This window comes from Actinomadura rugatobispora (genome assembly GCF_042656285.1).
Lineage (GTDB): Bacteria > Actinomycetota > Actinomycetes > Streptosporangiales > Streptosporangiaceae > Spirillospora > Spirillospora rugatobispora.
The window spans coordinates 93,340-106,986 of the sequence record NZ_JBHSON010000030.1 but is presented as its reverse complement, the minus strand read 5'-3'; the positions used below and the strand labels follow the sequence as shown (position 1 = coordinate 106,986).

Here is a 13,647-nt window from a genome sequence, read left to right as displayed (position 1 = left end):
CGCGGGCGCGGAGATCATCCACATGGCCGAGAACGGCCTGTGCGCCGATGGCGAGCAGGAGCGGCTGCTGGCCGAGGGCGCCACCGAGATCGGCGGGCGGCTGCCGGTCAACACCGACGGCGGCCTCATCGCCAACGGCGAACCCATCGGCGCCTCCGGCCTGCGCCAGGTCCACGAACTGGTACTCCAACTCCGAGGCCAGGCCGGAGAACGCCAAGTCCCGGGCCAGCCCCGGGTCGGCTACGCACAGCTCTACGGAGCACCCGGCACCGCCGGAGTCTCCATCCTCTCCGTCTGACACGCGCAAGCCGAACGGGCAGGAAGCCGGACCATGACGGCTTCCTGCCCGTTGGCGTCTCCGCTCAGGGGAGGAGGGGGGCGAGCCTGTCCCGGTCGGCGTCGGACAGCGGCCGCAGGGGCTGCCCCTTCGCCGGGCGCCAGACGACTCCGTCCGAGCGCCAGGCCTCGCGCCGCAACCGCATCTTGTCGATCTTCATGCTGGCGAGCTTGGGGAGCTCGGCGGTGACGCGGACGAAGGCCGGCAGCCACTTGGTGCCGAGGTCGGGCTGCCCGGCGAGGAACGCGTCGAACGCCTCCGGCTCGAACCCGGCGTCGCCGCGCAGTTCCAGGGCCACCATGACCCGGTCGCCGACCGGGTCGTCGGGGACGGCGTAGACGGCGACGGAGCGGACGTCGGGATGGCGGGCGATGATGGCCTCGACGGGCGCGGCCGCGAAGTTCTCGCCGTCGACGCGCAGCCATTCGTTCGACCGTCCGGCGAAGTAGAGCCAGCCGTCGGCGTCGCGGTAGGCGAGGTCCCCGGACCAGTAGGCGCCGTCGCGGAACCGGCTCCGCGTCGCCTCCTCGTTCTTGTAGTAGCCCTCGAAGCCGGCGCCGGGCGCGGTCTCCACGATCTCGCCGACGGCCTCGTCGAGGTTGCGGGGGCGCCCGTCGGGGCCGAACCGCGCCGGCGGGCACTCCTTTCCGGTCCCCGGGTCGAGCACCTTGACCGTCGGGTCGGCGGTGCCGAGGGCGCCCTCGGGCATCGTGGGGTCGCGCCGGACGATGATGATGCCCTCGGTGGAGCCGTAGCTGTCGCGGACGTTGCAGCCGAACCGGCGGGCGAACTCGCGGATGTCGCGGGCCGAGGCCTCGTTCCCGACGGCCAGCCGCAGCCGGCTGTCGGCGTCGTCGGGCCGCTCGGGGGTGGCGAGGATGTAGTTCAGGACCTTGCCGGTGTAGGTGAGCATGGTCGCGCCGTGGCGGCGCAGGTCCGGCAGGGTGTTGGACGCGGAGAACCTGGGCCGGGTCGCGAACGGGATCCCCGCGTTCAGCGTGGACGACCAGCCGGTGAACAGCGAGCTGGAGTGGAAGAGCGGCAGCGGGGAGTAGACGGTGTCCTCCGCGCCGAGCTCGGCGATCTTGGCGACGTGGGCGCCGGTGCGGGCGAGCCGGCCCTGGGTGCAGCGCACCGCCTTGGGCAGCCCGGTCGAGCCGGAGGTGAAGATCAGCAGGAGCAGGTCGTCGTCCCGGACCCGCCGGTCGGGCGGCTCGGGGGAGTGGCCGGCGATCCGCGCGGCGTACTCGGGGTCGTCGACGAGGAGGACGCAGTCGGCGCCCAGTCCGGTGTCGGCGCCGTCGAGCAGCGGCCGGTGGCCGGAGGAGGTGACGATCAGCCCGCAGTCGGTGTGCCGCACCAGCTGCGCGAGCTGGTCGCCCCGGTAGGTCGCGTTGACGCCGACGACCACGCCGCCCGAGAGCGCCGCCGCGCCCAGCCAGAACACGTAGTCGGGCACGTTGTCCAGGAGGACGCCGATGTGCGGCGGCCGCCCCTGCTCGCGCATCTCCTCGAACAGCGCCGCCCGCCGGGCCGACTCCTCCAGCAGCTGCCGGTAGGTCCACCGGTCGTCGCCGATCAGCAGCGCGTCGCCGTCGCCCTCCGCCCGCTCCCGCAGCAGTTCACCGACCGTCGTCATGGCCCTCTTTCTTCGTGAAGATTATCAAGTTCGATGTCGAGTTCGATGCTCTGGCAGAGCCCGGCGGGGTGTCAAGACCCGCCGCGGGCCGGCCGCGCCGCCGCCGGCCGTACGCCAGAGGCGGGGGATCTCACGCCCCCACCGCGGCGAAGGCGTCGTGGTCGGCGGCGGCGGTTCCGAGCCGGTGCTGGAGCACGCTCGTCACCTCCGGGGCGACCTTCAGGGTGATGCCCCACAGGTAGAAGCCGTGGACGATGCCGCGGCGGATGCCCAGCCACGCCTCGTCCCAGGACGGGGCCTCGACGCCGCCCGCGGTGAGCCGGTCGAGGTAGTGGCGCACCAGGTCCTTCTCGTTCGCGCGGCGGTCCTCCACGGTGAGCGCGGAGGCGAGGTGGTAGCCGACGTCGATGTACCACGGCCCGCGCTGCACCAGCTGCCAGTCCAGGAAGGACGGCCGCCCGTCGCCGTCGAGGTAGAGGTTGCCGACATGGGCGTCGCCGTGGATCACCGACCAGGGCGACGCGCCGCGGGTCTGCTCGGCCAGCGCCTTGTAGGCCGCGACGAGCCGCTCGGCGTCGCGGACCTCCTCCGGGACGCCCGCGCCGATCTCGCTCTCGAAGTTGCCGCGGATCTCCTTGAGGCCCCGCTGCCCCATGTAGGAGTCCAGCCGCGACTCCAGCCACCCGGCCTCGGCGACGGCCGGGTCGCCCCACGTCGCGGAGTGCAGCCGGGCGAGTTCGGCGAGGCTCTCCGCCGCCAGTTCCGGCGTGTACTCGCTGGTGGCGTCGAGGAACGTGGCGCCCTGGGCCACGACGTCCTCGGTGATGACCACGCCGTGCTGGGTCTCCGCGTCGATGTCGGCGTACACGCTGCGCAGGGTGCGGACGCCGCTGGCCTCCGCCAGGTGCCGGTAGAAGGACACCTCGAAGACCCCCGCCTGGCGGGCCGACCAGCCGGCGTCGGAGAAGTAGCCCTTGCCGCACAGGTTCGGCGACAGGCCCGGAGGGAGGCCGTTCGCGCTCTCGATGTGGAAGCGGGCGTTGGTCGACACCCGGCTCACCACGGGGCCGGGCGTGACCCGGGTGATGTCGATGCCGGGGAACCGGCCGGCGAGCGCCCGGTTGAGCCACGCCGGCGACAGGAGGTCGTCCATGGTGCGGGGGACCGGGAGGAGTTGCTCGTTCGGTGAAGACATGACACCTCTTCGGGGGGTGGGATTCGAGTGTCATAGAACGCGGAGGAGATGCCTGGAAGGCCGCCTCGCCTTTCGCGCGCCCAGGAGCACCCGCTCAGCATCCTGGTCCGGATGAGGGGCGAGCCCCAGCCGGCGGGCTCCAGTGTCCGTGGAATCCGGCGCATCGTCAATATCGATGTCGACATCGATCGCCTCCCGGGGCTATCGTCGTAGCCGTCCGGCCGGCGACCACCCCCGGCGGCGGCGCGGACGTCACCCTCCGTTCCGGCCGGAGGTGCGGTGTCAGTGCAGCGGTACCACGAAAGGCGTTGAGGTGGCCTCACAGTTCCCGACGGACCCGCCCGCCGCGTCCGACCGGCCCCGGCCGTTCGGGGTCGGGGTGGTCGACACGATGATCGGCTTCCCCCAGGACCCCGCGGCGCTGTACCGGCAGATCCGGACGGTGCTCCGCGACCGGCAGTCCCGCGACGAGTTCGAGATGCCGGCGCAGTACATGTTCCACGACATCCCCGCCGGTCACGCCGACGGCGACGTGGACCCGGTCGCGCTGGTCCTCGGCGAGATGGACCGGCACGGCGTCGACGTCGGCCTGGTCAGCGTGAGCGCGAACGAGGAGCTGGCCGGGCGCGCGCTCGCCGAGCACCCGGACCGGTTCGTCGGCTCCTGGAGCTGCGACCCCAACCGGGGCATGGACGGCATCCGCGACCTGGTGCGCGCCCACGAGAAGTGGGGTGTGCGGGCGGCGTCGCTCTACCCGCACGGTCTGCTGCCGCAGCTCGCCATCGACGCGCCGCAGATGTACCCCGTCTATGCCAAGTGCGTCGAGCTGGGCATCCCCGTCTTCGTGACGGTCGGCATCGCGGGTCCGCGGGTGCCCTCCATGGTCCAGCGCGTCGAGCTCATCGACCAGGTCATGTACGACTTCCCGGAACTGGTGTTCGTCATGCGCCACGGCGCGGAGCCCTGGACCGACCTGGCCGTCAAGCTCATGCTCAAGTGGCCGAACCTGTACTACTCCACCAGCGCCTTCGCGCCGCGCTACTACCCCGCGGAGATCATCGACTACGCCAACACCCGCGGCGCGGACAAGATCATCTACGGCGGCTACTTCCCGATGGGCCTGACCCTGGACCGCATCATGACGGAACTCGCCCAGGTGCCCCTGAAGGACCACGTGTGGCCGAACTTCCTGCGGAACAACGCCCTCCGGGTGCTCGGCCTGGACGGGGCCGGGGCCGCGGGCGGGCGGGAGACCCCGTGAATCTCGCGTTCACGCAGGAGCAGGACGAGCTCCGCCGGACGGTGCGCGACTTTTTCGACAAGACCTCGCCCGAGGCCGAGGTCAGGCGGCTCATGGACACCGAGGAGGGCTTCGACCCCGACGTCTGGCGGCGGCTCGCCGGCGAGCTCGGACTCGCCGGGCTGGCCGTGCCGGAGGAGTACGGCGGCGCCGGCTGCGGGTTTGTCGAAGTGGGGATCCTCCTGGAGGAGGCGGGGCGCGCGCTGCTGTGCGCGCCCGTCCTGTCGACCGTCGTCCTGGCGGCGTCGACCCTGCTCGGCCTGGACGACGAGGAGGCGTGCCGCGAGTACCTGCCGGGCATCGCCGCCGGCTCGACCGTCGCCACGCTCGCGCTGACCGAGCCGTCCGGCCGCTGGGACGCCGGCGGCGTCACCGCGACCGCCGTCCGGGGCACGCGGGGATGGACGCTGGACGGCACGAAGAGCTTCGTGCTCGACGGCGGCACGGCCTCGCTCCTCCTCGTCGCCGCCCGGACGGACGCGGGGATCAGCGTGTTCGCGGTCGACGGCGAAGCGCCCGGCGTGCGCCGCGAGCCGCAGGCCACCCTCGACCAGACGCGCAAGCAGGCCGCCATTACCTTCGACTCGACCCCGGCCCGCCTGGTCGGCGAGGAGGGAAGGGCCTGGCCGGTACTGGAGCGCGTCCTCGACCTCGCCGCCGTGGCCGTGGCCGCCGAACAGGCCGGCGGGGCGGCGCGGGTGCTCGAGATGGCCGTCGAGTACGCCAAGACCCGCGTGCAGTTCGGCCGGCCCATCGGCTCCTTCCAGGCCGTCAAGCACAAGCTCGCCGACATGCACATCGGCGTCGAGTCCGCGCGCTCGGCCGCCTACCACGGCATGTGGGCCGCGGCCGGGAGCCCGCCCGACCTCCCGGAGGCGGCGGACCTGGCCAAGTCCTGCTGCGGTGACGCCTTCGTCGGCGCTGCGGCCGAGAACGTCCACATCCACGGCGGGATCGGGGTCACCTGGGAGCACCCGGCGCATCTCTACCTCAAGCGCGCGCACAGCTCGCAGGTGCTCTTCGGGCACGCGGCCGACCACCGGCGGCGACTCGTCCAGCGGCTGCTCGCCCGCCCGGACGCGTGACGCCGAGTGACACCGGGCACCCGCCGCGCCCCGGCGGCCGCTCTGGCGGCCACCGGGGCTCCGGCGTCGCGAGGAGCCCGCTCCGGTTCCGGTCCCGCCTCAGCCGGAGACCTGGGCGGGCTCGAGGAACTCGCCGGCGAAGCGGCGCAGCCCGTCCAGCGCTTCGCGGGAACGGGTCCAGGGCGCGACGATGAGGCGCGTGACGCCGGCCTTGGTATAGGGCTCGAGGTCTTCCTGGTGGTTGAGCGTCGCGCCGGGCAGGCCGGGCAGCGTGACCTCGATCGGGGTGGTGCGTCCTTCGCGCTGCGCGAGTTCCTTCAGCCGGTCCAGGGAACGGGGGAGTTCCTCCAGGGAGTGGTTCATCGGCATCCAGCCGGCGCCGACGGTGGCCGCCCTGCGCAGGGCGGCTGCTCCGTCGCCGCCGATGTGCAGCGCGGGGCCGGGCCGCTGGACGGGCTTGGGCTCGAACGCGGTGGGGCCGAAGTCGAAGAACTCGCCGTGGTGCTCGATGACCTTCTCGTCGCTCCACAGGCGGCGGCAGACGTCGATGGCCTCGTCCACCCGAGGGCCGCGGCGGTCGAAGTCCAGTCCCGCCGCCTCCCACTCGGCGCGCAGCCAGCTGGCGCCGATGCCGAAGGCCAGCCGCCCGCCGGAGAACACGTCCACCGTGGCCGCCGCGCGGGCCGTCACGAACGGGTGCCGCAGGCCGATGTTGTACACGCAGGTGCCCAGGCGGATCCGCGTGGTGCGCGCCGCCAGGTGGCACAGCACCGCCATCGCGTCGAAGACCGGGATGTCCGACGGGATGGGCGGGTGGTCCGCGCCCTCGTGCGGGCTCCCCGCCGACGCGATCGGCACGACCAGGTGCTCGGGGACCCACAGCGATTCGAACCCCAGGCGATCCGCCTCCTCGGCCACCTCCACCCACAGCCGCGGGTTCACCGCGCCCAGATGCACACCGAACTCCATCAAGCCCTCCCATCCGCCGCGCGGGTCCGCGCCGCGTCGGATCGCAATATCGAAGTTGACATCGAAGTTAGCATGTTGCCCGCGCACGGGCGGCCCGGAGGCCGTCGATGGCGGGCGCCGAGAACTATGGAGGCGAAGACCCGATGTCGGACTCACAGGTTCCGGATCCCGAGAGCGCTCTCGACCGGGAGGGGTTCCAGGCCCACGTGCGCGCCTGGTTCGAGGCCAACGCGCCGCGGAAGGGGTCGCCGGAGGACTTCTCCGCCGTGCACGTCGTCAACGCGCGCACCCTGGAGGAGTACCACGAGCAGGAGCGGCACGCCCTGACCGTGACGCGCCGATGGCAGCGCCGGCTGTTCGACGCCGGCCTGGCCGGCCGGTCGTGGCCGGCCGGGTGCGGCGGCCGCGGAGCGCCCGCGTGGCAGGACGAGGTCGTCGCCGAAGAGCAGGCCAGGTGGGGCGTGTCGACCAAGATGTTCGCCGTCGCGCTGGAGATGGTCCCGGCCGTCCTGTTCGCGCACGGCACGCACGAGCAGCGGGTCACCCATCTCCCGCCCATCCTCCGGGGCGAGCACGGCTGGTGCCAGCTGCTCTCCGAGCCGGGGGCGGGCTCGGACCTGGGCGGCGCGCAGACCAGGGCGAGCGCGGTGGACGGCGGCTGGTCGGTCACGGGGCAGAAGGTGTGGACCTCCCACGCGGGCAGCGCGCAGTTCGCGCTCCTCATCGCCCGGACCGGGACCAGGGAGGAGCGCAGCGCCGGGCTGTCGTGCTTCGTGCTCGACATGGCGCAGCCCGGGGTCGACGTCCGCCCGCTGCGCCAGATGTCCGGCGGCTACCACTTCAACGAGGTCTTCCTCGACGACGCCTTCGTGCCCGAGAGCGGGCTGATCGGCGGCCTGGGGGAGGGGTGGGCCGTGCTGAAGACGATGCTCGCCAGCGAGCGGGCGGCCATCGGCGGCGGGACGAGCGCGCGGTCGGCCACCCAGCTCGTCGGGCTGGCCAGGCGGCTCGGGCGGTCGGACGACACCGCCGTCCAGGACCTGCTGGCCGCCGCCGTGATCCGCGAGCGGGTGCTGGACCTGCTGCGGTCGAGGATCGCGGCGGGCCACCAGGTCGCCGCGGCCGGGCCGGTGACCAAGCTGCTCTACTCCGAGCACGCCCGGCTCACCGCCGGTGCGGCCACCGAGATCCTGGGCACGGCGGCGACGGTGGCCGACGACCCCGACGCGGCGCCGTGGATCGAGCGGCTGCTGTTCGCCCCGGGGCTGCGGCTCGGCGGGGGCACCGACGAGATCCAGCGGAACGTGATCGCCGAGCGGGGACTCGGCCTGCCCCGCTGACCCGGCGGCCCGCCGGCCCCTCAGATGGGGTTGAAGCGCAGCGGCTCGATGTGGACGAACCGTTCGACCGGGTCCTCCGCGCCCACGGCGACGGCCGCGGCCGCCAGCGCCTGCGCCTTGAACGCGCGGGCCGCCGCGCTCAGCCGGTAGCGCACCGAGCAGGGCGGCTCGGCGCCGCCCGCCGTGCGCAGGTCTCCCCAGAGGCTCACGGCGGCGGACCGCTGGTCCAGGGCGTCGAGCACCATGCGCCGGATGCGCGGGTCGTGATGGTAGAGCTCGGTGTGGACCGCGATGGCCTGTCGCCGCGCGCCGCGGGGCGGCGCGGCCATCGCCTGCTCCAGGGCGCCCCCGCGGGCCCCGATGATCTGCAGGGGGCGTTCGTCGTCCTCGTCCGCACGGAAGACGGTGGCGTCCCACCCCTCCATCACCTGGTCGAACAGCCAGCCGCCGACGAACCGCACCGCCTCTGCGGTGTTCGGCGCGACCACCGCCAGCCGCTGCTTCAACGTGTCGCGGAGCGGTTCGTCGGCCGGGGCACCGGAGGGGCGGTGCGCTCCGTGCGCGCACCGGTCTACGAAGCGGAGGGGGCGGGCAACCATGGCGTCGTTTCCTGAGTGAGAGGCGATGGTCGGGCAGGCGCGAGGTGTCGTCCAGCAGAGGCCGCCGCACGCTCCTTCCGGCCGCCGGGCCGAGCCCGTCCGGGGATCAATTTTGACGTCGACATCAAATAATGCTGGAGTGCTGAAGCCGAGTCAAGACGGCGAAGGGGCTCTGGGCGCCCGCTCGTCTCCGGGGGGACGGCCCGCGGGCGCGCAGCGTGCGCGAACGCCGGAACGCCGTACGGCTCCGGCTGGGAAACCGCACGATTTCGGCTGGAACGCCGCGTGGCTTCAGGTGGAGCGCCGTGTGCCTTCAGGCGGGGCGCCGCGTGGGTCAGGTGGAGCGCCGCCGCGCCATCGCGGCGACGGCGTCGCGGTGATACCGCGATCCGAGCAGCCGGACATGCGCGCGCACCTCGTCGTCGGCGCACTCGGCGAGGCCGTTCCGCAGGGCGTTCGCGACGTTCGCCTTCACGGCCGCCAGCGCTTCTCCGGGACCCTCCGCCAGCCGCCGGGCGATCGCCATGCCCCGCTCGGTGAGCCGCTCGTCCGCGACGACCTCGTTGACCAGGCCCAACTCGCGCGCGCTCTCCGCCGGAACGGTCTCGGAGAGGTACAGCAGCTCCTTGGCCTTGGCCGCGCCGACCGCCTGGGTCAGCAGCCAGGAGCAGCCGAAGTCCCCGGCGAGGCCGACGCGGACGAAGCCGGTGCGCAGCACCGCGGACGCGGCCGCGATACGGAGGTCGCACGCGAGGGCGAGACCCAGGCCCGCGCCGACGACGGGCCCGTTGAGGAGCGCGATGGTGGGCTTGGGGGACTCCCACAGCCGCACCACGGTCGCGCGCTGGCTCTCGGTCTGCCGCTTCAGCCGCTGTCCGGGCTCGTCCATCGGGCCGAAGATGCTCTCGCCCCGGGCGAACGTCGCCACGTCGCCGCCCGCGCAGAAGGCGCTGCCGGCGCCGGTCAGGACGATCACCCGGACGTCCTCGCGCTCCAGCCCGTCGTCGAGCGCCGCCGCCAGGGCGTCGAGCATGCGGAGCGACAGGGCGTTGCGCGACGCGGGCCTGTCGAGCACCAGGGTCAGCACCCCGGCGTCGAGCGTGACCAGGAGCTCATCCGACTCGGTCGGCCCCATTCGCGCACCCTCCACGGTAAGAAAAGCAATATCGACGTCGAAATTATTGGAACCGCTCGTCCCGGTCAATCCCGGAACGCCTGAATCCCTACCCTTGATATCGACATCGACATCAACATACGCTTCGTGCGTCCACCGCGGTCCGCACGCCGAAGAGCGACCGCCGAGGCTGGAGGGCATGTGCATCCCGGCACCCACGCGCTGACCGTCCCCGACAAGCCGGCCGTGGTCATGGGCCGCGGCCGGCGGCGGGTGACCTACCGGGAACTGGACGACCGGTCGTCCCGGCTGGCGAGCCTGCTCCACGCGCGCGGGCTGCGCACCGGCGACGTCGTCGCGGTGCTGGCCGAGAACCACCCGCGCTACTGCGAGGTGCTGTGGGCGGCCATGCGCTCGGGCCTGTACCTGACGGCGATCAACCGCTACGCGACCGTGGACGAGGTCGCCTACATGCTGCGCGACTCGCGCGCTTCGGCGCTGGTGACGACGGCCGAACTCGCCGAGACCGCGGCGGCGGCCGTCCGCGGCGACGGCGGCGCGGCCTGCGGGACGCGGCTGGTGATCGGCGGCGAGGCCGCGGGATTCGAGTCGTACGAGAGCGCGCTGGAGACCGTGCCAGCGGGGAGCCCGCCCCACCGGACGCGCGGCGACATCATGCTCTACTCCTCGGGGACCACCGGCCGGCCCAAGGGCATCAAACGCCCGCTGCCCGGGGTCGACGTGGACGACCCCGCGGGAGCGCGCAGCGCCGCCATGTGCCGCCAGGTCGCGGGCATGGACGAGACGTCGGTGTACCTCTGCCCCGCGCCCCTCTACCACGCCGCCCCGCTCGGCTGGGCGAGGGGCGTCCACGAACTGGGCGCCACGCTCGTCGTCATGGAGAAGTTCGACGCCCGCGAGATGCTCGAACTGATCGAACGGGAGCGGGTCACGCACCTGCAGGCCGTCCCGACCATGCTCGTGCGGCTGCTCAAGCTTCCCGAGCACGTCCGGCGGTCCTGCGACCTGTCCAGCCTGCGGCGCGTCGTGCACGCGGGCGCCCCGTGCCCGGTCGAGGTGAAGCGGCAGGTCATCGAATGGCTCGGGCCCATCGTCACCGAATACTATTCGGGCACCGAGGGCGCCGGCATGACCGTGATCGACTCCGCGCAGTGGCTGGAGCGCCCCGGATCGGTCGGCCGGGCGGTCTCCGGCAGGATCCGCGTCTGCGCGGCCGACGGCGCCGAACTGCCCGCCGGATCGACCGGCCTGGTCTACTTCGAGCAGGACAGGCCGGTCTTCGACTACCACAACGACCCCGAGAAGACGCGGTCCGCGCGCCACCCCGCGCACGAGAACTGGTCGTCGCTGGGAGACCTGGGCTACGTCGACGACGACGGCTTCCTCTTCCTCACCGACCGGCGGGCGTTCACGATCATCACCGGCGGGGTGAACGTCTACCCCGCCGAGGTCGAGTCGTGCCTGGTCGGGCATCCGGACGTGGTCGACGTCGCGGTCTTCGGCCTTCCGGACGCCGAGATGGGCGAGTACGTGCACGCGGTGGTGCAGCCGGCCGACGGGGTGGAGCCGACACCCGGGCTGGCCGAGGAGTTGCGGGCCTATGCCAGGCAACGCCTGGCCGGGCCGAAGGTGCCCCGGGTCATCGACTTCCGGGCGGAGCTCCCGCGGCTGCCCACCGGCAAGCTCTACAAGCTTCCCCTGCGCCAGGACTACCTGGACCGGATGGCCGCGCCGTCGCCGGGCGCCCCCCGGCCCTCGCCCGAGCCGCCCGGCGGCGCGCGATGAGCCGCGGACGCGGCGCCCTCGAACACCGGGCCGTCACCCGCCGCCCGTAGCCACCGAACCGGGAGATGCAGCCAATGCCCGACGACCAGGCCCCGCCGCCGGCCGAGCAGTACGCCGAACTGGGCTTCTACACGCTGGCCGGCCACAGCGACACCCCGCGCGACCTCATCGGCGAAGTGCGCCGCGCCGAGCGCCTGGGCATCGGCGCCACCTTCATCTCCGAGCGCTTCGCCACCAAAGAGGCCGCCACCCTGTCCGGCGCCGCCGGCGCGGTCAGCGAGTCGATCGGCATCGCCACGGGCGCGACCAACCACAACACCCGGCACCCGATCGTCACCGCGACGTTCGCCACCACCATGCACCGCCTCACCGGCGGCCGGTTCGCCCTCGGCCTCGGCCGCGGCTTCGACCGCTTCTTCCGCGCGGTCGGCCTCGACCCCATCACGAGCGACCAGATCGAGGACTTCGTCGGGGTGATGCGCAGGCTCTGGCGCGGCGACGCGGTGCTTCGGCACGACGGCCCGGCGGGCACGTACCCCTACCTTCACCAGGACCCCGACTTCGACGAGGACGTGCCGGTGATGCTCGCCGCGCTCGGCCCGCGCTCGCTCGAACTCGCCGGACGGTGCATGGACGGGGTCGTCCTGCACACGTTCTACTCCGACGCCGCCGTGACCAAGGCGCTGGCCGCCGTCGCCCGCGGCGCCGCCTCCGTGGGACGCGACCCCGCCGAGGTCCGGGTCTGGTCGGTCCTGGCGACCGTGTCCGACGAGATCCCGGAGGAGCGCCGGCTGAAGAAGACGGTCGGCCGGCTCGCCTCCTACCTGCAGGGCTACGGCGACCTCATGGTCCGCGTCAACGACTGGGATCCCGCGGCACTGGCACGGTTCCGGGCGGACCCGCTGATCAGCGGGTTCCGGGGCGCCATCGACGCCAAGGCCACCACCGCGGAACTCGAGCACATCGCGTCGCTGATCCCGCCGGAGTGGTTCGAGACCAGCGCGACCGGCACCGCCCGCCGGTGCGCCGAGGAGGTGGTGCGGCAGTTCGACCTCGGAGTGACCGGCGTGATCATGCACGGGGCCACCCCGGACGAACTGGGCGGCGTGGTCGCCGAGTACGGGAAGATCCGCCCGGCCGCGCTGAAGAGGCTGCCGGCCAACCCGGGCAGGATGCGATGACGGCGTTCGTCGACGACCCGGCGGAGGTGACCCCCGCCTGGCTCACCGAGGTCCTGCGGGCGGGTGGCGCCGACGTCGAGGTCGCCCGGCTGCGGTTCGAGCCGATCGGCACCGGCCAGACCGGCGCCAGCTACCGCTTCCACCTGGACGTCCGGCCCGAGCGCGGAGGAGCGGACGCGCGCGTCCCCCGGACCGTCGTGCTCAAGATGGCCGCCGGGCCCGAGAAGGTCAGGAAGCGGCTGGCGCCCGGCTACCGGAGCGAGGTCGGCTTCTACAGGACGTTCGCCTCCAGCGCCGCGATCCGGGTTCCCCGCTGCTGGAGCGCCGAGATGAGCCCCGACGCCCGCAGCTTCACCCTCGTGCTTGAGGACGCCCACCCGGCGCTGCCGGGCCGCCAGACGGAGGGGTGCACCCTGGCGCAGGCCACCGCGGCCGTCCGGAACCTCGCCGGGCTGCACGCCTCGTTCTGGAACGACGAGCGCCTCGACCACGGCTCGTCCTGGCTCCGGAGCCTCGACGCGTCCGGCATGGCGATCATGGCGAAGATGCTGGCCAAGGCCACCGCCGCCTTCGTCGACCGGTACCGGGCCGAGCTCTCGCCGGAGGACGTCGACACGCTGCACCGCACGGCCGGCGCGGTCGCCGACTGGGGACGGCACACCTTCACCCGGCGCACCCTGATCCACGGCGACTACCGGCTCGACAACCTCATGTTCGGCCCGGAGGACGACGTGCTGGCGGTCGACTGGCAGACCCTGGAGGCCGGATTCCCCGCCCGGGACCTCGCCTACTTCCTCTCCACGGCGCTCCCCCCGGAGATCCGGCGGCCGCACGAGGAGGTGCTCGTCGGCGCGTACCACGAGCGGCTCGTCCACCACGGTGTCGCGGACTACCCCGCCGAGCTCTGCTTCGACGACTACCGGCGCGGGATGCTGCAGGGGCCGCTCATCACCGTGATCGGCTGCATCAGCGCGAGCGGCCCCCGCACCGCCGACTCCGACCGCATGTTCCTGTCCATGGCCGCCCACACGTGCGCCGCGATCCGCGAGCTCGGAACGCTGGACCTGCTGTCGGCCTAGGCG

At 73.1% G+C, this 13,647-nt stretch carries 12 protein-coding genes; 7 read left to right on the top strand and 5 right to left on the bottom strand.

Annotation, left to right across the window (positions count from 1 at the left end):
- Positions 1-298, top strand: a 298-nt coding sequence (locus ACFPZN_RS22150) for a thiolase C-terminal domain-containing protein (RefSeq protein WP_417281727.1), incomplete at its 5' end; no start/stop codon positions are given.
- Positions 299-362: 64 nt separating this feature from the next.
- Here ACFPZN_RS22150 and ACFPZN_RS22145 read toward each other — a convergent pair.
- Together ACFPZN_RS22145 and ACFPZN_RS22140 are read right to left on the bottom strand one after the other, a co-directional pair.
- On the bottom strand, positions 363-1,976 hold the full coding sequence (locus ACFPZN_RS22145; RefSeq protein ID WP_378283988.1) for an AMP-binding protein: 1,614 nt from the start codon (positions 1,974-1,976) through the stop codon (positions 363-365).
- 130 nt (positions 1,977-2,106) lie between these two features.
- Complete coding sequence (locus ACFPZN_RS22140) at positions 2,107-3,171, bottom strand: aminoglycoside phosphotransferase family protein (protein ID WP_378283987.1); 1,065 nt, start codon at positions 3,169-3,171, stop codon at positions 2,107-2,109.
- Positions 3,172-3,484: 313 nt separating this feature from the next.
- On the opposite strand from ACFPZN_RS22140, the gene ACFPZN_RS22135 reads away from it, so the two are divergent.
- Positions 3,485-4,432, top strand: coding sequence for an amidohydrolase family protein (locus tag ACFPZN_RS22135; RefSeq protein ID WP_378283986.1), 948 nt, complete (start codon positions 3,485-3,487; stop codon positions 4,430-4,432).
- Complete coding sequence (locus ACFPZN_RS22130) at positions 4,429-5,556, top strand: acyl-CoA dehydrogenase family protein (protein ID WP_378283985.1); 1,128 nt, start codon at positions 4,429-4,431, stop codon at positions 5,554-5,556. Before ACFPZN_RS22135 ends, ACFPZN_RS22130 begins: the two co-directional genes overlap by 4 nt.
- Before the next feature lie 99 nt (positions 5,557-5,655).
- On the opposite strand, the gene ACFPZN_RS22125 is transcribed toward ACFPZN_RS22130, so the two are convergent.
- Positions 5,656-6,525, bottom strand: coding sequence for an LLM class F420-dependent oxidoreductase (locus ACFPZN_RS22125; protein ID WP_378283984.1), 870 nt, complete (start codon positions 6,523-6,525; stop codon positions 5,656-5,658).
- A gap of 143 nt (positions 6,526-6,668) precedes the next feature.
- Here ACFPZN_RS22125 and ACFPZN_RS22120 point away from each other — a divergent pair, with 143 nt between their 5' ends.
- On the top strand, positions 6,669-7,865 hold the full coding sequence (locus tag ACFPZN_RS22120) for an acyl-CoA dehydrogenase family protein (protein ID WP_378283983.1): 1,197 nt from the start codon (positions 6,669-6,671) through the stop codon (positions 7,863-7,865).
- A gap of 20 nt (positions 7,866-7,885) precedes the next feature.
- Here the strand turns inward: ACFPZN_RS22120 and ACFPZN_RS22115 are convergent, their stop codons facing one another.
- Complete coding sequence (locus ACFPZN_RS22115) at positions 7,886-8,464, bottom strand: hypothetical protein (protein WP_378283982.1); 579 nt, start codon at positions 8,462-8,464, stop codon at positions 7,886-7,888.
- A gap of 334 nt (positions 8,465-8,798) precedes the next feature.
- Positions 8,799-9,599 (bottom strand): enoyl-CoA hydratase/isomerase family protein, encoded by an 801-nt coding sequence (locus ACFPZN_RS22110; RefSeq protein ID WP_378283981.1) that lies wholly within the window; start codon positions 9,597-9,599, stop codon positions 8,799-8,801.
- A 180-nt stretch (positions 9,600-9,779) separates the two neighbouring features.
- Between ACFPZN_RS22110 and ACFPZN_RS22105 the strand changes: the two genes are divergently transcribed.
- The 3 genes from ACFPZN_RS22105 to ACFPZN_RS22095 all read left to right on the top strand — a co-directional run bounded on the left by ACFPZN_RS22105 (position 9,780) and on the right by ACFPZN_RS22095 (position 13,644).
- Complete coding sequence (locus ACFPZN_RS22105; RefSeq protein ID WP_378283980.1) at positions 9,780-11,384, top strand: acyl-CoA synthetase; 1,605 nt, start codon at positions 9,780-9,782, stop codon at positions 11,382-11,384.
- Between the two features lie 74 nt (positions 11,385-11,458).
- Positions 11,459-12,565, top strand: coding sequence for a TIGR03857 family LLM class F420-dependent oxidoreductase (locus ACFPZN_RS22100; protein WP_378283979.1), 1,107 nt, complete (start codon positions 11,459-11,461; stop codon positions 12,563-12,565).
- Complete coding sequence (locus tag ACFPZN_RS22095) at positions 12,562-13,644, top strand: phosphotransferase (RefSeq protein ID WP_378283978.1); 1,083 nt, start codon at positions 12,562-12,564, stop codon at positions 13,642-13,644. The genes ACFPZN_RS22100 and ACFPZN_RS22095 overlap by 4 nt, the downstream gene beginning before the upstream one ends.
- The last annotated feature ends 3 nt before the right edge of the window (positions 13,645-13,647 follow it).

Bases quoted from the DNA above. Each gene is read 5' to 3' on its own strand.
- ACFPZN_RS22100 (WP_378283979.1), top strand. From the start codon at position 11,459: ATGCCCGACGACCAGGCCCCGCCGCCGGCCGAGCAGTACGCCGAACTG.
- ACFPZN_RS22145 (WP_378283988.1), bottom strand. From the start codon at position 1,976: ATGACGACGGTCGGTGAACTGCTGCGGGAGCGGGCGGAGGGCGACGGC.
- ACFPZN_RS22115 (WP_378283982.1), bottom strand. From the start codon at position 8,464: ATGGTTGCCCGCCCCCTCCGCTTCGTAGACCGGTGCGCGCACGGAGCG.
- ACFPZN_RS22125 (WP_378283984.1), bottom strand. From the start codon at position 6,525: ATGGAGTTCGGTGTGCATCTGGGCGCGGTGAACCCGCGGCTGTGGGTG.
- ACFPZN_RS22095 (WP_378283978.1), top strand. From the start codon at position 12,562: ATGACGGCGTTCGTCGACGACCCGGCGGAGGTGACCCCCGCCTGGCTC.
- ACFPZN_RS22140 (WP_378283987.1), bottom strand. From the start codon at position 3,171: ATGTCTTCACCGAACGAGCAACTCCTCCCGGTCCCCCGCACCATGGAC.
- ACFPZN_RS22120 (WP_378283983.1), top strand. From the start codon at position 6,669: ATGTCGGACTCACAGGTTCCGGATCCCGAGAGCGCTCTCGACCGGGAG.
- ACFPZN_RS22110 (WP_378283981.1), bottom strand. From the start codon at position 9,599: ATGGGGCCGACCGAGTCGGATGAGCTCCTGGTCACGCTCGACGCCGGG.